This window comes from Pseudomonas paraeruginosa PA7 (assembly GCF_000017205.1).
In the GTDB taxonomy this organism is placed as follows: Bacteria; Pseudomonadota; Gammaproteobacteria; order Pseudomonadales; family Pseudomonadaceae; genus Pseudomonas; species Pseudomonas paraeruginosa.
The window spans coordinates 2,402,878-2,420,010 of sequence record NC_009656.1 but is presented as its reverse complement, the minus strand read 5'-3'; the positions used below and the strand labels follow the sequence as shown (position 1 = coordinate 2,420,010).

Annotated in this window: 23 protein-coding genes; 17 read left to right on the top strand and 6 right to left on the bottom strand. The window is 66.0% G+C overall.

All coding sequences use genetic code 11. From position 1 onward, the window contains the following. Positions 1-3: 3 nt before the first annotated feature. From PSPA7_RS11375 to PSPA7_RS11335, 10 genes are all read left to right on the top strand, one after another. Positions 4-1,914 (top strand): DNA cytosine methyltransferase, encoded by a 1,911-nt coding sequence (locus PSPA7_RS11375; RefSeq protein ID WP_012075301.1) that lies wholly within the window; start codon positions 4-6, stop codon positions 1,912-1,914. Beyond that, complete coding sequence (locus PSPA7_RS11370) at positions 1,911-2,360, top strand: hypothetical protein (protein ID WP_012075300.1); 450 nt, start codon at positions 1,911-1,913, stop codon at positions 2,358-2,360. Before PSPA7_RS11375 ends, PSPA7_RS11370 begins: the two co-directional genes overlap by 4 nt. 345 nt (positions 2,361-2,705) lie before the next feature. Continuing rightward, entirely contained in the window at positions 2,706-3,344 is a 639-nt protein-coding gene (locus PSPA7_RS11365) for a hypothetical protein (protein WP_041025316.1), read from the top strand. Beyond that, on the top strand, positions 3,341-3,913 hold the full coding sequence (locus tag PSPA7_RS11360) for a hypothetical protein (RefSeq protein WP_012075298.1): 573 nt from the start codon (positions 3,341-3,343) through the stop codon (positions 3,911-3,913). The genes PSPA7_RS11365 and PSPA7_RS11360 overlap by 4 nt, the downstream gene beginning before the upstream one ends. Continuing rightward, on the top strand, positions 3,910-4,275 hold the full coding sequence (locus tag PSPA7_RS11355; protein WP_012075297.1) for a hypothetical protein: 366 nt from the start codon (positions 3,910-3,912) through the stop codon (positions 4,273-4,275). The genes PSPA7_RS11360 and PSPA7_RS11355 overlap by 4 nt, the downstream gene beginning before the upstream one ends. Then, positions 4,272-4,778: a hypothetical protein gene (locus PSPA7_RS11350; protein WP_012075296.1), complete on the top strand. Its 507-nt coding sequence runs from the start codon at positions 4,272-4,274 to the stop codon at positions 4,776-4,778. Before PSPA7_RS11355 ends, PSPA7_RS11350 begins: the two co-directional genes overlap by 4 nt. Before the next feature lie 97 nt (positions 4,779-4,875). After that, entirely contained in the window at positions 4,876-6,057 is a 1,182-nt protein-coding gene (locus tag PSPA7_RS32390) for a hypothetical protein (RefSeq protein ID WP_187152835.1), read from the top strand. Beyond that, a complete protein-coding gene (locus PSPA7_RS32800) occupies positions 6,042-6,164 on the top strand; it encodes a hypothetical protein (protein ID WP_012075294.1) in 123 nt (40 codons plus the stop codon). The genes PSPA7_RS32390 and PSPA7_RS32800 overlap by 16 nt, the downstream gene beginning before the upstream one ends. Further along, complete coding sequence (locus PSPA7_RS11340; RefSeq protein WP_025991793.1) at positions 6,161-6,547, top strand: DUF7740 domain-containing protein; 387 nt, start codon at positions 6,161-6,163, stop codon at positions 6,545-6,547. The genes PSPA7_RS32800 and PSPA7_RS11340 overlap by 4 nt, the downstream gene beginning before the upstream one ends. 74 nt (positions 6,548-6,621) lie before the next feature. Further along, positions 6,622-6,906: a pyocin activator PrtN family protein gene (locus PSPA7_RS11335; protein ID WP_012075291.1), complete on the top strand. Its 285-nt coding sequence runs from the start codon at positions 6,622-6,624 to the stop codon at positions 6,904-6,906. A gap of 9 nt (positions 6,907-6,915) precedes the next feature. Here the strand turns inward: PSPA7_RS11335 and PSPA7_RS11330 are convergent, their stop codons facing one another. After that, positions 6,916-8,022: a tyrosine-type recombinase/integrase gene (locus tag PSPA7_RS11330; RefSeq protein WP_012075290.1), complete on the bottom strand. Its 1,107-nt coding sequence runs from the start codon at positions 8,020-8,022 to the stop codon at positions 6,916-6,918. Positions 8,023-8,125: 103 nt separating this feature from the next. Between PSPA7_RS11330 and dusA the strand changes: the two genes are divergently transcribed. Further along, positions 8,126-9,130, top strand: coding sequence for a tRNA dihydrouridine(20/20a) synthase DusA (gene dusA / locus PSPA7_RS11325; protein WP_012075289.1), 1,005 nt, complete (start codon positions 8,126-8,128; stop codon positions 9,128-9,130). A gap of 78 nt (positions 9,131-9,208) precedes the next feature. Next, complete coding sequence (gene tal, locus PSPA7_RS11320) at positions 9,209-10,132, top strand: transaldolase (protein WP_012075288.1); 924 nt, start codon at positions 9,209-9,211, stop codon at positions 10,130-10,132. Between the two features lie 83 nt (positions 10,133-10,215). Here tal and rssC read toward each other — a convergent pair whose 3' ends face one another. Both rssC and rssB read right to left on the bottom strand, forming a co-directional pair. Beyond that, entirely contained in the window at positions 10,216-10,698 is a 483-nt protein-coding gene (rssC, locus tag PSPA7_RS11315; protein WP_003152612.1) for an anti-sigma factor antagonist RssC, read from the bottom strand. After that, a complete protein-coding gene (gene rssB / locus PSPA7_RS11310; protein ID WP_003152610.1) occupies positions 10,695-11,879 on the bottom strand; it encodes a two-component system response regulator RssB in 1,185 nt (394 codons plus the stop codon). Before rssB ends, rssC begins: the two co-directional genes overlap by 4 nt. Positions 11,880-12,125: 246 nt before the next feature. Between rssB and PSPA7_RS11305 the strand changes: the two genes are divergently transcribed. Continuing rightward, complete coding sequence (locus PSPA7_RS11305; RefSeq protein ID WP_003152609.1) at positions 12,126-12,425, top strand: PilZ domain-containing protein; 300 nt, start codon at positions 12,126-12,128, stop codon at positions 12,423-12,425. Between the two features lie 60 nt (positions 12,426-12,485). On the opposite strand, the gene mlaA is transcribed toward PSPA7_RS11305, so the two are convergent. After that, entirely contained in the window at positions 12,486-13,190 is a 705-nt protein-coding gene (gene mlaA, locus PSPA7_RS11300) for an outer membrane lipoprotein MlaA (protein ID WP_003152607.1), read from the bottom strand. Positions 13,191-13,292: 102 nt separating this feature from the next. Here mlaA and PSPA7_RS11295 point away from each other — a divergent pair, with 102 nt between their 5' ends. Further along, complete coding sequence (locus PSPA7_RS11295) at positions 13,293-13,697, top strand: acyl-CoA thioesterase (RefSeq protein WP_003152605.1); 405 nt, start codon at positions 13,293-13,295, stop codon at positions 13,695-13,697. 1 nt (position 13,698) lies between these two features. On the opposite strand, the gene PSPA7_RS11290 is transcribed toward PSPA7_RS11295, so the two are convergent. Then, on the bottom strand, positions 13,699-14,418 hold the full coding sequence (locus PSPA7_RS11290; RefSeq protein ID WP_003152603.1) for a UTRA domain-containing protein: 720 nt from the start codon (positions 14,416-14,418) through the stop codon (positions 13,699-13,701). Between the two features lie 133 nt (positions 14,419-14,551). Here PSPA7_RS11290 and pcrP point away from each other — a divergent pair, with 133 nt between their 5' ends. The 3 genes from pcrP to PSPA7_RS11275 all read left to right on the top strand — a co-directional run bounded on the left by pcrP (position 14,552) and on the right by PSPA7_RS11275 (position 16,209). Beyond that, positions 14,552-15,295 carry an HAD superfamily inactivated hydrolase PcrP gene (gene pcrP / locus PSPA7_RS11285; protein WP_003152601.1) on the top strand — a complete coding sequence of 248 codons (744 nt, stop codon included), beginning with the start codon at positions 14,552-14,554 and terminating at the stop codon, positions 15,293-15,295. Continuing rightward, complete coding sequence (locus PSPA7_RS11280; protein WP_012075287.1) at positions 15,292-15,873, top strand: phosphonate degradation HD-domain oxygenase; 582 nt, start codon at positions 15,292-15,294, stop codon at positions 15,871-15,873. Before pcrP ends, PSPA7_RS11280 begins: the two co-directional genes overlap by 4 nt. 72 nt (positions 15,874-15,945) lie before the next feature. Beyond that, a complete protein-coding gene (locus tag PSPA7_RS11275) occupies positions 15,946-16,209 on the top strand; it encodes a DUF4404 family protein (protein WP_003090878.1) in 264 nt (87 codons plus the stop codon). 66 nt (positions 16,210-16,275) lie between these two features. Here the strand turns inward: PSPA7_RS11275 and queF are convergent, their stop codons facing one another. After that, positions 16,276-17,106, bottom strand: coding sequence for an NADPH-dependent 7-cyano-7-deazaguanine reductase QueF (gene queF, locus PSPA7_RS11270; RefSeq protein ID WP_012075286.1), 831 nt, complete (start codon positions 17,104-17,106; stop codon positions 16,276-16,278). Positions 17,107-17,133: the final 27 nt, after the last annotated feature.

Below are 17,133 nucleotides of genomic sequence, written 5' to 3'. Positions count from 1 at the left end.
TGCATGATTAAGCGCACCCTCTACCACTTCCACTTCTGCTGCGGCCTGGGCGGCGGTGCCGCCGGTTTCAACCGGGCGCGCCCGCGGGTCGGCAACGTCGAGGCCCAGTGGGTCTGCCTCGGCGGAATCGACGTGGACCCGGCCGGCCTACGCGACTTCGAGCGACTGGCCGGTGTCCCGGGCACCCTGCTGGACCTGTTCACCCGCGACCAGTACGTGCGGTTCCACGGCAAGGAGCCGCCGGCAGGCTGGCGGGAGGCGACCCCGGAGGATGTTCGTCGCGCCGCGGGCGGGCGCCGACCGGATGCCGTCTTCATCAGTTCCCCATGCAAGGGCGCCAGCGGCCTGCTGTCGGAGAAGATGAGCTTGACTCCGAAGTACCAGGCGCTGAACGAGTTGACGCTGCGCTGCATCTGGCTGATGGGCGAGGCATGGGCTGATGACCCGGTGCCGCTGATCGTCTTCGAGAACGTCCCACGCCTTGCCAGCCGCGGCCGGCACCTGCTGGACCAGATCAACAGCCTGCTCAGTGGCTTCGGCTACGCCGTGGCGGAAACCACTCACGACTGCGGCGAACTGGGCGGCCTGGCGCAGTCCCGGAAGCGCTTCCTGCTTGTCGCGCGGCACGTCGAGAAAGTGCCGCCCTTCCTGTACGAGCCGGAAAAGAAGAGCCTGCGCGCCGTCGGCGACATCCTCGGCCGCATGCCGCTGCCCGGCGATATCGAAGCCGCCGGCCCGATGCACCGGGTACCGTCCTTGCAGTGGAAGACCTGGGTGCGCCTCGCCCTGGTGCGAGCAGGCAGCGACTGGCGCAGCCTGAACGACCTGGCCGTCGAGGACGGCTACCTGCGCGATCTGATCATCGTGCCGGAGTATCAGGCCGGCTACATGGGCGTCCACGGCTGGAACGACAGCATGGGCACCATCGCCGGTCGTAGCGGGCCCACAAACGGGGCGTTCTCGGTAGCGGACCCGCGTGCGCCGGCGAACGCCCTGCAGTACCAGCAGTACGGCGTGCGCCGTTGGACCGACACCTCGGGAGCCATCATCGGCGTCAAGTCGCCTGGCCAAGGCACGTACTCCGTCGCCGACCCACGCGGCCAGAGCTTCGGCAAGTACCCGGTCACCGACTGGGACGGCCCGGCCGGCACCGTGATCGCCGCCAGCACCACCGGCCAGGGCGCATTCGCTGTAGCAGACCCGCGCCCGGGCGGCGTCCGGCACAACAACGTGTTCCGCGTCGTCAGCATGGGCAGCCACGCCGGAACTGTCACCGGCGGGCACTCACCCAGCTCCGGCGGCCAGGCTGTTGCCGATCCCAGGTACCACAACTGGCACCCGGGGGCGAGTAGCCGCAAATTGCACGTCGGCGAGTGGGGAAGCGCTACCGGCACGGTCACCGGCTCCCAGCAGGTGGCCAGCGGCGCTCTGTCGATCGCTGATCCGCGCGTGCTCGATCGCACCAAGGGCGACGCCTACCTGACCGGCGGGCACTACGGTGTCGTCGGGTTCGACCAGTCCGCCGGCGCAGTATCCGCCAGCGCGCGGCACGACAATGGCCGGTGGAGCGTCGCCGACCCGCGCATGCCGGCGGCGAACGACCGGCTCACCTGCATCATCCAGTCGCTGGACGGCACCTGGCACCGGCCCTTCACCACCCTGGAGCTGGCCGCGCTGCAGAGCCTGGTGGACCCGGAGGAACAGTTGATCCTCGACGGCCTGAGCGACAGCGACTGGCGCGAGCGCATCGGCAACGCCGTACCACCGGCCGCGGCCGAGGCCATCGCCGGCGTGATGGGCACCACCCTGCTGCTGGCCGAGGCCGGCGAAACCTTCATGCTCAGCAATACGCCGATCTGGGTGCGCCCGGTCGCGGTGGCGCTGAGCGTCGCGCAACAGGAGGTCCAACCGTGAACACCGAACAGTTCATTCGCAACGCGGCCGCGCGCGGGCTTTCCCGTCGCGCAACGATGCACGCGCTCGGCATGGGCCCCTGGAAGTTCCGGGAGTTGCTGACCCTGATGCCGGAGATCACCTGGCCGGCACGCGGATGCTCAGCCGACCACCAGCGTGCGAACGAGCAGAAGCGCGGACGCTGCACGCCGGCGCAGGCCGCGGCGCTGGAGCGCGCGCACGAACGCTGGAGCGAGAGCAGACGCTTCACCGTCGACGGCGTGACCGGGACCATCGCCGAGTTGGTGGAGCACTTCCAAAGCCCGGTCCACGCAACGACCGTCCGCCGCCGCGTCGCCGCCGGCATGAGCCTGCGCGACGCACTCATCACCTCGCGCCAGCAGCCCAAGCCCGGGCGCCGGCATCCCTGGAGCCGCTCACAGCAGGTGCACACATTCTCCAGCTGAACAGCGTCAGCAAGTGCTGGCTATGCACTCCGTGCACATCTTGCCGCTACGTTCCAGTCAATCAACGGGATTTCACCGGTACCTACCTGTCCAGCGAGCCACTTCCGGGTTACGTCGGTATCAAGACGAAACCCATGGTTCTTGAGGCATTCCAACGCGGTCCGCGTGATCCTGTACCCCCCGCAGTTGGGACAACCAACCAAGATCGCGTCCGGAACGTTTCCGGCATTCGAATCTGCGCCGCAGATGAAGCAGTCCATAGTTCCCTCCCTCCCCGGCCATTCGCCGGTCCAATGAACCTAGTCCACTCAATTGCACTTCGCCATCAGGCGAGAGGTATTCCCTATGTCCGCAGAAAAGCCGCGGGAGCGGCCAATCCTGTTCAACGACCAGATGGTCCGAGCCATCCTGGAAGGCCGGAAGACGGTCACGCGCCGAGTCGTGAAGCCGCAGCCCGACTTCCTCGGCTCAATGGTCGATCCCTATACGCCATTCAAGACGCTTGATGCCGGCCTGCACGCGCGCATCACCTGCCCCCACGGCCAGCCCGGCGATCGGCTGTGGGTGCGGGAGGCCTGGGCGGCAGATGCCCAGGTAGACGCAATCGCGCCGCGCGACCTCAGCCAAGGTGAACCGATCTGGTACCCAGCAGACTTCAGCGTCCGGCAGACCGGGTGCTCCATGATCTCCAAGGGCCGAGGCCGTCCCTCTATCCATATGCCACGCTGGGCCAGCCGCATCCTGCTGGAGATCATCGCTGTTCGCGTCGAGCGCCTGCAGGACATCAGCGAAGAGCAGGCGTTGGCAGAGGGAGTGCGCGGCGAGCCATGTGACCACGCTCGGCAAGCCTGCGCCGATATCGGCTGCTGGGGCGACACAGCCAAGGGGGCGTTCGGCTTCCTCTGGGAATCGCTCAACGGCGAGGGAAGCTGGGCCGCAAACCCATGGGTCTGGGTCGTCGAGTTCAAGCGGGTGACGCCATGAGCGACCTCTTCTATCTCCAGGACAGCCGCAGCAACGTCGGGAGCCGGGCCATGTTCTGGCGCGCCGGCGGCGGCTACACCACCAACCTCGACGAAGCCGAGACGTTCACCCGCGCCCGGGCAGTTCGGCAGTACAAGTGCCGGGAAACCGATCTGCCCTGGCCGGTCGACTACGTGCGCCTCCGCGCTGAGTTCGGTGTCGATCACCAGGACCTGGACCTGTCCCGGACGCAGGCACTCGCCGACGCGCCAGCGAACGACCGCATCTACGCCGCTTACGCCAGGGACTGGGATGGGAATTGCCTCGTCTGGATACCCGAGGCCGCCGGCCGGACGTCCAACCTGGCCGCCGCTCGGACCTGGCCGCTCGACCACGCTGGCATCCTCACCGCGCGCGGGTACGCGCCCTGGCCGAAGTCCTACATCGACCAGCATGCCAGGCCTGTTGCGGTGGCGGCCTCCCTCAACCACAAGCAGGCCCTCCGGCTGTTCGGCCTGAAGCTACCCAAGCCGGAGCGCCAGGCCAGCGCCCAGCATCGGCTGGCACTGGCGAAGGAAGGTGAAGCATGAAAGCGCGCATCGAGAAGAAATTGAGCAAGCGGCTGGTCGAGCTTTACCCAGCGCTCTACTGCAGCGCCTGGCGCGACGAAGAACCGTCTGAACTCGCATATGAGCAAGGCTCCCGAGTCCGGCATGTTCTTTCCGTCGGCGGCGGTGTCGACTATTGGGGCGAAGGACAGGACGTCTACACCGTCTGGCAAGACTGGCTAATGAGTTGGGAATGGCACGGACCGTTCGAGACGTACCCGGAGGGCCATCGTCACGAGTACCTCCCGGATACGGAAGGCTTCAAGCCGACTACTCGTAACCTGCTCCAACTGGCTGGCCGGTGCCAGATGCTGGAAGCAGCATCAACGATGGCGGTCCCATGAACCAGCCTCCCACCGACTACCAGATCAGCGCCGCCGACGCGCACGAACTGGCCGGCGCCGTGCTTCTTCCGGCGGACCTGCGCCGCCAGGTGTTGGAGAAAATGGCCGCCCAGCGCGGCCTGGCCGCCATGCTCGACCTGTTCGCCCAGGTGCTGGGCATGGCCAACGCCGTCGCCGAGAAATGCCGTGCAATGGTGGAGTTGATCCTCATCGAGCGCGGCGAACACCCGCACACCGCGGAGCAGGCGAACCTGCCGACGATGTTCGGAGCGCTGCAAGGTGTTGTCCTGGCCGCCACTGTGGACCCACGCGGCACGTGCGCCGGCTGTGCCTATCGCCTCGGCACCCCGGCGAACACCTCGCCGGTCACCACCTCCGATGCCATCTACTGCCGGCAGGAGCTCAGCCGGTTCTACTGCCACGCCGACCTGGACGACCAGGGCAACCCGGTCCGCACCTGCGTCGGCCACGCCAAAGCCATGAAGCAAGACGCCACGAAATGAACCGCCCCACCATCTGCCGCACCACGGGCCAACGGATAGGCCTGTGCAAATGCTTCCGCTGCCGGCCGCCGGCGCCGGAGCAACCGGAGACACCACCATGTCCTCTACCCAACACCAACTGATCGAACAGTGCGCCACCCGCCTGCGCGGCATCGTCGAAGCACTGGACAATATCCACGACACCAACCCGCAGCGCTGGTCAACGGACCTCGACGACGTTCACTCCTCGGCCGAGAGCCTGCTGGCCCTGATCAATGACCAGGCGCCGACGCAAGATCCCCAGGGCCTGGCCGGCAACGGCTCCCTCCGCCATCCCTGCCCGGCACATCCTGCACCGGCAGAGCAGGCAGGCGGGGATGAGCGCGCGGCGTTTGAAGGGATGTACAGCAGTCTCCCAGGTGTCTCCCCCAAGCACGACTTCTGCCGCCTGATGAGCGGGGACTACAAATACGCCGGCCCACGGTTCGCGTGGCTCGGCTGGCAAGCCCGCGCCGCCCTGGCGCAACCCTCCCCGGCGCCAGTGTGCACAACTCCGACAGGCGAGAACTGTCCAGGCGATGGCGTGAAAAGCTGCAAGAAGTGCCCAGAGCAGGCAGAGGCAGAGGCGGAGCGGCCGAACCAGCCCGAGCGGTACACCGCTGATGTGTTTCACCCCAACCGCCCTTATTACATGGCGCAAACGACTGTGGTCAGAGCATCGGATTTCGATGCGTTCGCAGCTCAATATGAGCGCATCGTCGGGGCGCTGCGGGCGGAGAACGCGAAGCTGAGCGAAGCCCTGGACCGCTGGCCGCACATCCGCGACGGGCTGAAGCTGAAGCTGCGCGCCGCCCTGGCCAGGGTCGCGGAGCTGGAAACGGCTCTGGCACCATTCGCAGCGGTTGCCGACGCCTACGACGACTCCGAGGATGACGATCACGAACCATACACTGACATGGGGTGCGACGAACGCTTGTGCTTGACGCTTGGCCAGCATCGGGCAGCCCGAACGGCGCTGAGCGGCGTGCCCGCCCAGGCTCAGCACAGCGTGCCGGAGGAGTTCAGCTTCGAGTATCGCCACCCCAATGGCGAGTGCCACACGGTAACGGTAAGCCGGGAGCAGGTGATCAATGAGATGCCCGACTTCCTGTTCGAAGCGCTGTGCAGCAAGTTCTGCAACTGCGAGCCGGTGGGCGAGACGAACGTTGTCGAGTGTTGCTGCGACGAGTACGCGGAGGAATTCAAACTAATCGCCGCCGCGCCCGGCAAGGAGGGGGGGCGACAATGCGTAGAGCGCTGACCGCCCTCGGACTGATCGCCACCCTGGGCCTGGCCGCAGTGTTCGCAGCGGAGATATTCCCGATCCTCCGCACGCTGGCGGCCTGGCAGACGGGGTGCTTCGGATGAAGCAGAAACCAGGCATCGCCCTTCCCCGCTGGTTACTGCGGACAACCACGATGCAAATGCACAGCGTCGACGTGGTACTGGTCATGGCCCTGGTGCTCCAGCACCACGGCACGGCCGACGCTGTTCGCCGCGCCGCCGGTCAGCTTCGCGACAGAGTGTGTGCCGAGCACCGGCCCAAAATGACCGCGCTCATGCGCATGCAAGACGACGCGGCGGCGCTGCAAGTGGCGCTCAACATCGTCCAACGCGCCACCGACGCCCTGGGCATCCTGCCGGGAACGCCGTTTCCGGCCAGACCTTCGCCCAGCGAAAGCCCACCGGATCAGGGGCACATGCCCGCCAAGGCTGGTCCCGTCACCGGTGAGCCGGTGCATCCTACCTGAAATCATCCATGCCGCGGCCCAACGGAAAGGGCCGCGGAACAGCCCGGCCGAAGAGCTGGGATAGGTAACGCCTAATGAACACCCAATTTCTGTTGATGGCCCAGTACGACGGTGCCGCCATCATTCCCCTCGAGCGCGTCTGCGCCGACTACTTCAGCCACCTGACCCCCGAGAAAATGAAGATGAAGGTTGCGGCCGGCGAAATCGACTTGCCGCTGGTGCGCATGGAGAACAGCCAGAAGTCTGCGCGTGGCGTACACCTGACGGACCTGGCGAACTACCTTGACGAACGGCACAGAACGGCGAAGGAGGAGCACGAAAAGCTCATGGGGCGCCGAACCCTGCGCCGTGCATCCTGACCCTCCCGCCTACCGGGCCTCGATCGTGGGGCCCTCTATTATCTGCTCCAACCACGGCCAGTCTTCGTACTTGTCGCCGTTCCCCCTCAGATGCGTGTAACGCCGCATCGAATTCCAGTCCCGGTGGCCCGAGACGCTGGCCACGCGCGGAATATCCCATCCGATTTCGAAAAGCCGACTGATGCCGTCATGGCGCAGGTCGTGAAAGTGGAGATCTTCGATCTCCAAGAAGCTGCAAGCCCTGGTGAACGAAGCGCTGACCGACTTCGCGTTGTAGGGGAACACGAATTCCTCGCGCCGGGGCATCGAATGCAAAATGCGCCATGCCTGGTCCGGCAGGTGGCACCAGACATCATTCCCGTATTTCTGGCCCGGATTCTTCATATCCGTGATCAGCACTGCCTGGCGTGCTTCGTCGATGGCGTCCCAGCGGATCCGGGTGATCTCTTCCTGGCGGCGCGTTGAGAAAATCGCAAAGCCGATCATCCGAACCATGTCGATCTGCTGCTTGCGACGCTCCCGCATTTCAACGAAGTAGGCAAGGATGGTGTCAAGCTCCTCCAAAGTTGGGCGCCTGTCCCGCTCGTTGCTCCTGGAAACCCCTCCCATCTTGCGCAGAACGCGCCTGGCGTCGGCCATGGCCACCGGATCCACCTCGTAGCCCCATGCTGGGCGTGCAACCGTCAAGACGGCACCGAGGTGAGAAAGATCGTTGCCTACAGTCTGCGGCTGCACGCCGCCCTTCTCGATGCGATCCATTGCGTACTCGACCAACACCTGGGAAGTCAGGTCCCGGTCGACCACATCCCCCAGCCATGTCGCAGCTATCGCCTGGAGCGTCGCCTCCTTGGTCCTGCCCAACGGTCGCAGTTTCCCGTACTCCTCAAGATACTGCTTGATCATTTCCCGTACAGTGACGCCCTTGCGGTTGGCTCGCTCGATCGCGCCTGGAGCGGCCAACTCTGCCTCTCGGCGCTTCAGCCAGTTCTGGGCCGCCGCCTTCCGGTCGAATGTCTGGCTTTCCTGATAAACTGCCTTACCCTGCCGCATGATGCGTATCTGAGCCGTAAAAGCTGCGGACCCATCCTTGCGCTTTCTTTGAGTAATCGTCCCCATTTGCTACACGCCCGTCTCGCGTTGCTACATTTAAGCAAAGGAGATTAAGCAATAGTGCTAAACGGTAGCAAATCGGAGTGAATCAGCAGCAACCGGAAACCCCATGAAACCCGCAGAACTACTCGCAAGCCCAGCAACTACGGTATCTAGGAGGTTTTCTGTCGCACCGATGATGGACTGGACCGACCGCCATTGTCGCTTCTTCCTGCGCCAGTTGTCCCGCCACGCCCTGCTCTACACCGAGATGGTCACCACCGGCGCGCTGCTGCACGGCGACCGCCAGCGCTTCCTCCGCCATGACGAATGCGAGCACCCGCTGGCGCTGCAACTGGGCGGCAGCGTGCCGGCGGAACTGGCGGCCTGCGCGCGGCTGGCGGAAGAGGCCGGCTACGACGAGGTCAATCTGAACGTCGGCTGCCCCAGCGACCGGGTCCAGCACAACATGATCGGCGCCTGCCTGATGGGCCACCCGGCGCTGGTGGCGGACTGCGTGAAGGCGATGCGGGATGCGGTGGAAATCCCGGTGACGGTGAAGCATCGCATCGGCATCAACGGCCGCGACAGCTACGCCGAGCTGCGCGACTTCGTCGGCCAGGTCCGCGAGGCCGGCTGCCGGAGCTTCACCGTGCATGCGCGGATCGCCATCCTCGAAGGACTCTCGCCCAAGGAGAACCGCGAGGTGCCGCCGCTGCGCTACGAGGTGGCGGCGCAATTGAAGAAGGACTTCCCGGACCTGGAGATCGTCCTCAACGGCGGCATCAAGACCCTCGAGGACTGCCGCGAGCACCTGCGCACCTTCGACGGCGTGATGCTCGGCCGCGAGGCCTACCACAACCCCTACCTGCTGGCGGCAGTGGACAGCCAGTTGTTCGGCAGCCAGGTGCCGCCGCCCAGCCGCAGCGAAGCCCTGCTGCGCCTGCGCCCGTACATCGAGCGGCACCAGGCCGAGGGCGGCGCGATGCATCACGTGACCCGCCACATCCTCGGCCTGGCCCAGGGCTTCCCCGGCTCGCGGCGCTTCCGCCAGCTGCTCTCGGTGGACGTGCACAAGAGCGCCGATCCGCTGCGGGTTTTCGACCAGGCGCTGGAACTTCTGGCGGGGCGATAGCTCCCATTGAGCCGCGCCGACGGCTCGGGTAAGGTCGAGGGATTCTTCTTCCCAAGAACCCACCGACAAGACCTCGCCATGACTTCGAAGCTGGAACAACTCAAGCAATACACCACGGTGGTCGCCGACACCGGCGACTTCGATGCCATTGCCCGCCTGAAGCCGGTGGACGCCACCACCAACCCCTCGCTGCTGCTCAAGGCCGCCGCCCTGCCGCGCTACGCCGAGCACCTCCGCCGGGCCACCGCGGGTAGCGGCGGAGACGCCGGGCTGGCCTGCGACCGCTTCGCCGTGGCGGTCGGCAAGGACATCCTCGGGGTCATTCCGGGGCGGATTTCCACCGAGGTCGACGCACGCCTGTCGTTCGACAGCGAGGCCACCCTGGCCCGCGCCCACCGCCTGGTCGAGCTGTACGAGGAGCAGGGGGTCGGCCGCGAGCGGGTGCTGATCAAGATCGCCTCGACCTGGGAAGGCATCCGCGCCGCCGAGATCCTCGAGCGCGAGGGCATCCAGACCAACCTGACCCTGCTGTTCTCCTTCGCCCAGGCGGCGGCCTGCGCGGACGCCGGGGTGTTCCTGATCTCGCCGTTCGTCGGGCGCATCTACGATTGGTACAGGAAGAGCGAGAACCGCGACTATGTCGGCGCCGAAGACCCTGGCGTGCGTTCGGTCTCGCGCATCTACCGTTACTACAAGGCCAACGGCTACAAGACGGTGGTGATGGGCGCCAGCTTCCGCAACCTCGGCCAGATCGAGCAACTGGCCGGCTGCGACCGCCTGACCATCAGCCCCGACCTGCTGCAGCAACTGGCCGATAGCCAGGGCGAATTGCCGCGCCTGCTGCTGCCGGGCGACGGCGAGCCGCGCCAGGTGCTCGACGAGAGCGCGTTCCGCTGGCAGATGAACGAAGACGCCATGGCCACCGAGAAGCTGGCCGAAGGCATCCGCCTGTTCGCCCGCGACCAGGAAAAGCTCGAATACCAGTTGGCGACCCGCCACTGACCCGCGCGCCGGGGCCGGGCGCGCAGACGGGCGCCCCGCTCCGGCAGCGGACGTTGTTCATCGAGGGCAGGAAAGCTGACCGGTTACTGGCGCTCCAGGGCGCTGACCAGGTCGTGGAAGGCTTCGCGGTTGGATTCGTTGAGACCCATGAGGATGCGGTGCGCTTCCAGCACCTTGTCGCGCACCACCTCTTCGGACTGGTCCTGTGGCGGCAGGTCGGACAGGCATTCCGGGCACGGAACCGGACGGTCGACGATGTTGAACACCTGATCGAAGCCCATCGACTGCAACAGCCGGGTGATATCCGGGTTGGTGGTCACCAGCGTCGGCAGCAGGCCGATCTTCTGGCGCGAGAGGATGGAAAGCTTGGCCAGCAGGCCGAGCGTCGTGCTGTCGATGCTCTGGGTTTCCGTCAGATCGATGATGATCGCCGAGAAATTCAGCGCAGCGAAGATCTTTTCGATGGTGGAATCCAGGGCCGAACACAGCGTCAGGCGAACTTCACCGACGAATTTCAGAACGAACGAGCCGTTCTGCTCGGCGAACTGGATTTTACCGGTACTCATGCAAGGTTCCTGCTCAACACCAGCAAGGCGATATCATCCGGCATCTCCGCCAGGTTGGCCAGTCCGAAGACCTGGCGCAGCCCGTCGAGGGTGCCTCCGGCGGCGGCCACCTGTTCCGGCAGCGATGCCTCTTTCTCCTTCAGCGTAGCTCCTGGCAGCACATCGAGGATGCCATCGGAGAACAGAGACAGGCTGAAGGAAGCGGGCAACTCCATGACCCGGTCGTCATAGGTCGCATCGTCGAACAAGCCGACCGGCAGGCCACGGCCTTCCAGGTAGCGCGCCTGACCTTCGACATACAGCACCGGCAACGGCAGGTGGCCGCCGATGCTGTAGGTCAGGCTGTTCTTCTCCAGGTCGATGACCCCGCCGAGCATGGTCACGTGCTTGCCCAGCTTGGTATTGATCAGCCCGCGGTTGATGTGCGCCAGCACCTCGGACGGCTTGAACTCCGGCAGGGTGCCGTTGCGCCGCGACTCGTAGAGCAGCCGGGTGGTCATGAACTTCAGCAGCACGGTGACGAAGGCCGAGGAGGCGCCGTGGCCGGAAACGTCGGCCAGGTAGAACGCCACGCGCCGCTCGTCGACGCGGAAATAGTCGACGAAGTCACCGGAGAGATACAGCGAGGGAATGATCCGGTGGGAGAACTCCAGGCCCTCGATGCTCCAGGGCGTTACCGGCAGCATGTTCATCTGCACCTGGCGACCGGCGTTCTGGTCCTCCTGGAGCAGGTTCAGGCTGGCCTGCAGCTCGCGGTTGGCGGCTTCCAGCTTGTCCCGGTAGCGCTGGTTCTCCACCCGCAGGTGGGCCCGATCCAGCGCCCGGCGTACCGAGTGCTCGAGCACCGCGAGGTCTTCCAGGGGCTTGATCAGGTAATCGGCAGCGCCCAGGCGCAAGGCTTCCACCGCATCGTTCATCACGCCGGCGCCGGAGAGCACGATGATCGGGGTTTCCGATGCGGTTTCACGGATACGGCGGATCAGTTCGAGACCATCGATCTGCGGCATGCGCAGGTCGCAAATGACCAGGTCCGGCTGTTCGCTTTCGAAGATCTGCAGGCCCTGCAGACCGTTGGTGGCCTGCAACACCTTGAAGCTGCTGTCTTCCAGGTAGGCGGCGAGACTCTCGCGCACCACCTCGTCGTCATCGATGATCAGCAGCGTGGCACTGACTTTATGCATGGGTCATCCAGGCAAACGGCGCCGGAAACAGTGGGTCTGGGCGCTTGTTGTAAGTGACAACAGCGCGGCTACGGGGTTCGACAAGGCGCAGACGGTACTCCCATCCGTTAAGCAGTTCAAGCCGTTGACCTTTGCCGGAAAATCCGCACTTATCCGAACGTTCCCGTCCGCAAGGTATAAACTTTGACGATAATCGCCAGGATTGCCAGCTGCCCTCCCATCGCGCCCGACCACGAGGAACCGCCCATGCAGCCCATCGAGCACAACTACAGCGAGAAGCGCGACTTCATCCGCATGAAGCTCGACACCCCGGTCACCATCCGCTGCCAGGGCCGCGAGTCGCTTGCCCTGTGCCGCGACCTGTCCGCCAGCGGGCTGTTGCTGGAAGCGCAAAGCGACCTGGCGCCAGGCGACCGCCTGCAGGTGAGCATCCCATCCACCCACGAAACGCTCAGCGGCCTGGAGCTGGAAGCCCGGGTGGTGCGCTGCGAGCGCCTGGGGCCGGGACGCCAGACGCTGGGCCTGAGCATCGTCGCGATCCACTGAAACGACGAAAGGCGGCCCGCCGGGCCGCCTTTGCCGTGTCGCGCAAGCGCAAGCGACTGGCTAGAAGTCGTCCTCCACCTCGCCGTCCTTGACCTTGAACTCGCGGTTCTGCAGGTAGGCGTTGCGGATGAAGATGTACTTGTCGCCGCTGATCAGTTTCTCCGACTTCAGCAGGTTGGCGCGGGTGTCGACCGTGTTGATGCCGAACATCACGTTGCGTGCGCGTACGTCGTCCATGTAGTGGTACGGGCCGACGTAGATATCCGGAATCTTCGCCGGCGCGTCGCGCAGCGTGCTCGGGCCGAGCAGCGGCAGCATGACGTACGGGCCGCTGCCGACACCCCAGTAGCCCAGGGTCTGGCCGAAGTCCTCGTCGTTGCGCTGCAGCCCCATCGGGGTCGCCACGTCGATCAAGCCAGCCAGGCCGAAGGTGCTGTTGAACAGCAGCCGGCTGGTGTCCACGCCGGCGTTGCGGAACTTGGCCTGCAGCAGGTTGTTGGCCAGGTTCTTCACGTCGCCGATGTTATTGAAGAAGTTGTGCACCCCATCCTGGACGAAGTTCGGGGTGACCTTCTGGTAGCCCTGGGCCAGCGGTTTCAGCGCATAGGTGTCCAGGGTGTCGTTGAAGGTGAAGATGGGCCGGTTGATGCTTTCCCAGGGGTCCTCTTCGCTGGCCGCCAGGGACAGCGTGGGTGCCAATGCGAGGCTGGCGCAAGCCAGGATTCGGGCACTACGTTCGATCCAGTTCACGCCGCGGGCGCGCATTGCTGTATCTCCTTTGCATGACTAGTCTTGGCCGCCAGCGCGGCCTCAGCGTGCGCGCAGTATATAGGCTCGCATTGAGTTTGAGACTAGAAGAGTTACGAGATGGCTGACAGACAATTGCTATACACCGCCCATATCCCGGTACGCTGGGGCGACATGGACAGCTACGGCCACGTCAACAACACCCTCTATTTCCAGTACCTGGAAGAAGCCCGGGTGGCCTGGTTCGAGTCCCTCGGCATCAGCCTGGAAGGCGCCGCGGAGGGCCCGGTGGTGCTACAGAGCCTGCACACCTACCTGAAGCCGGTGGTCCACCCGGCCACCGTGCTGGTGGAACTCTACGCCGGCGCGCTGGGCACCAGCAGCCTGGTGCTGGAGCATCGCCTGGGCACCCTGGAAGACCCGCGGACCACCTATGGCGAAGGCCACTGCAAGCTGGTCTGGGTGCGCCATGCGGAAAACCGCTCGACGCCACTGCCGGATAGCGTCCGCGCGACGATCGCCTGACTCAGCCCCCCGGATACGCCGCGTCGAGCACGATTTCCAGGGCGTCCGGGCGCCAGAACTCCTGGTCGAACTCGACCACCCGCTGCCCCTCGGCATAGCTCGAGCGCTCCAGGTACAACGCCGGGGAGCCCGGCGCCAGTTGCAGCGGCTCGGCCTGCGCGGCGTTCAGCGCGGTCGGGTGCATCGCCAGTTGGCAACGCGTCGGCTGCAGGCCGAAGCGCTCGCGCAGCAGGTTCATCAGCGAGGTGTCGAGGTCGTGTTCGAGCAGGCCGGGGCACCAGTCGGCGTCCAGGGCGATCAGCTCGATCAGCACCGGGCGCTCGTCCACCCAGCGCCGCCGCTGCAGGAAGTACACCGGCGCGGCGTCCTCCAGCCCCATCCGCTTGGCCAGCCAGGCGCCGGCGGCGCGCCGCTCGGCGTGCAGGGTCTCGGTGCGCGGCTGGCGTCCCTGGGCGCTGACGTACTCCATGAAGCCGGTGGTGCGGGTCGGGTTGTAGCGGATCCGTGGCGGCGCGACGAACCAGCCACGGCGGTTCTCGCGGTAGACCAGGCCTTCGGTTTCCAGCTGCTGCAAGGCTTCGCGGAGGGTAATGCGGGTGCACAGGAAACGCTCGGCCAGCTCCCGCTCGGAAGGCAGCTTCACCTGCAGCACGCCCCGGGCGATATCCGCCGCGAGCTGGTCGCGGATGCGCAGGTACTGACGAGATTGATCGACCGGCATGACAGCCTCGCTGATTAAGACCGGCCGATTATAACGACAGCCCGTCGGCCTATCGCCAGCGCCATGAAAACGTCACGGCGGCGTCACAAAACCCCTCTAGTCTGGCCTAGACCATTTGCCAGATGCCTCCTGCATGCCCATTCCCGACGACCTCCCGCCTTTCACCGCCCTGCTCTTCGGCCTGTCCGGCAGCCTGGTGGACTTCGGCGCGCGAAGCCTGCCCCTGGCGCTCCTGCGCAGCCACCCGCAAAGCTCCGCCGAAGCGCTCCATGACGCCGGCCAGTGCCCCTTCACCGAGGCACAGGAGCGGTTGCTGCGGCGCAAGCCAAACAGGAACGAGCGTCAGCGCCTCGAACAGGCCCTCGAGGAAGCCGCGCAGGAACAGGCCGAAGCCATCAGCGGCGCCGCAGCGCTGCTGCAAAGCCTGGACGCACAGCGAATTCCCTATGCCTGGCAGGAGGAGCTACCCGAGCCGGTGTGCCGGCGCCTCGCCACGCCGCTCGGCCGGCCCGACGCCCTGGCGCCTCTCGATGGCGCCCGTCCCTGGCCGGCGCCCGACGGTTGCTGGCAGGCCCTCGCCCGATTGGGTATCGAACGCCTCGACGGCTGCGTGCTGGTCAGCGCCCGACCGCGCCAATTGCAGGCCGGCCTCAACGCCGGACTGTGGACCATCGGCCTGGCCGCCAGCGGGCCGCTGTGCGGCCTCGCCCCGGCCGACTGGGACGCCCTCGGCCATGCCGAGCGCGATCGCCTGCGCGCCGACGCCACCCTGGAACTGTACCGCCTGGGCGTGCATTCCGTGATCGACCATCTGGGCGAGCTGCAACCCTGCCTGCACGACCTCGCCGTTCGCCGCCTGAAAGGAGAAAAACCATGAGCCGCGTCCGTCATCGCTTCCTCGACGAACTGGCCGAACGCTTCGCCAGCCACGGCGCCGAACCCTACGGCGAAGCCGTCAGCCAGGCCGAGCACGCCCTGCAGTGCGCGACCCTGGCCGAGCGCGCCGGCTGTTCGGACAGCCTGGTGGTCGCCGCGCTGCTGCACGACATCGGCCATCTCTACGAAGACCCCGCGCAGATCGACGAAGAAGACCTGCACCACGAGGAGGCCGGTGCTCGCCTGCTGCGCGAACTGTTTCCCGAGTCGGTGTGGCAACCGGTGCGCCTGCACGTCTCGGCCAAGCGCTTCCTCTGCGCGGTGGACCCGAGCTACCACGCCAGCCTGTCACCGGCCTCCCGGCACAGCCTGGTGCTGCAAGGCGGGCCGTTCGACGAACGCGCCGCCGCGGCCTATATCAAGGCGCCCTACGCCCAGGACGGGCTGACCCTGCGCCGCCTCGACGACCTGGCCAAGGATCCGGCCATGCGCACCCCCGAACTGCCGCACTTCTTCCCGCTGCTCGAACGCCTGCTGCGAATTGACCGGGATCGCGCACAACTGCGCCCGACAGGTTAATCTGTCGGCATGGACGGACCTTTCGGCAGTCGCCGGAGGTCCACCGAAGACTTGTACGTCGAGGGAAATACCATGCCGAAAGAGAGTCTGCTGCGCGAACTGTCCGCCCTGCGCGAGCAACTGGAGCAACAACCGCCGCTCAACGAAGAGCAGCGCGCCGAACTGGAACTGCTGATCCGCGACATCGAGCTGAAGCTGGCCAACGAAGACGCGCTCAACGAGGGTAGCCTGGTGGACGGGGTCAACCTCGCCGTCGAGCGTTTCGAGGTCAGCCACCCGACCCTGGCCGGCACGCTCCGCTCCATCGTCCAGAGCCTGGCCAACATGGGCATCTGAACGGCTCCCCCGCAATGAAAAGCCCCGGCATGGCCGGGGCTTTTTCGTATCCGCGTGTTGCCGGATCTACTGGCGAACCAGGCGACGGTTGTCCGGCGCCACGTCGACCAGGCTGCGGTAGGGGTTGATGTCCAGGCCGCCGCGACGCACGTAGCGGGCGTACACGGTCAGCGCCTGCGGCTGCAGCAGGCGCCGCAGGTCGAGGAAGATGCGTTCGACGCACTGTTCGTGGAAATCCTGGTGCTGGCGGAAGGAAACCAGGTAGGCCAGCAGGCTGGCCGGGTCCAGCGCCGGGCCGCGGTAGTCGACCACCAGGGTGCCCCAGTCGGGCTGGCCGGTGACCGGGCAGTTGGACTTGAGCAGGTGGCTGTAGAGCTGCTCCTCGACGAACCGCCCGGCGTCGCAGCGCAGCAGTTCGGGACGCGGCCGCTCGTAACCGTCGACGGCGATCTCCAGCTCGTCGATGCAGCGCCCCGGCAGGCGCCCGACGCCCTCCTCCGCCACCTCGTCGAGGCTGCGCAGGCGCACGCCCACGGCGGCGCCGGCGGCGACCGAGAGATCCTGTTCCAGCACCGCGCGCAGGGCATCGCGGCTGTCGAAGGAAGACTGGTTCAGGGAATTGAGGTACAGCTTGAACGACTTCGACTCGATGATGTTCGGCGAGTCCGCCGGGATCGAGAACTCGCCGATCGCCACCACCGGCTTGCCGGCCGGAGTCAGCCAGGACAGCTCGTAGCAGTTCCAGATGTCCACGCCGCGATACGGCAGGGTCGCGGCGCTGAGGCCGAGCTCGGCCCATTTCGCTGCGCGCGCGATGGGGAACAGCAGCGAGGGCGTGTAGCGGGAGACGTATTCGCTGGTCTTGCCCAGCGGCGAATGTTCGGCGGGATGGTGCATGGGGAAACCTGCTGGATCGATCGCGCA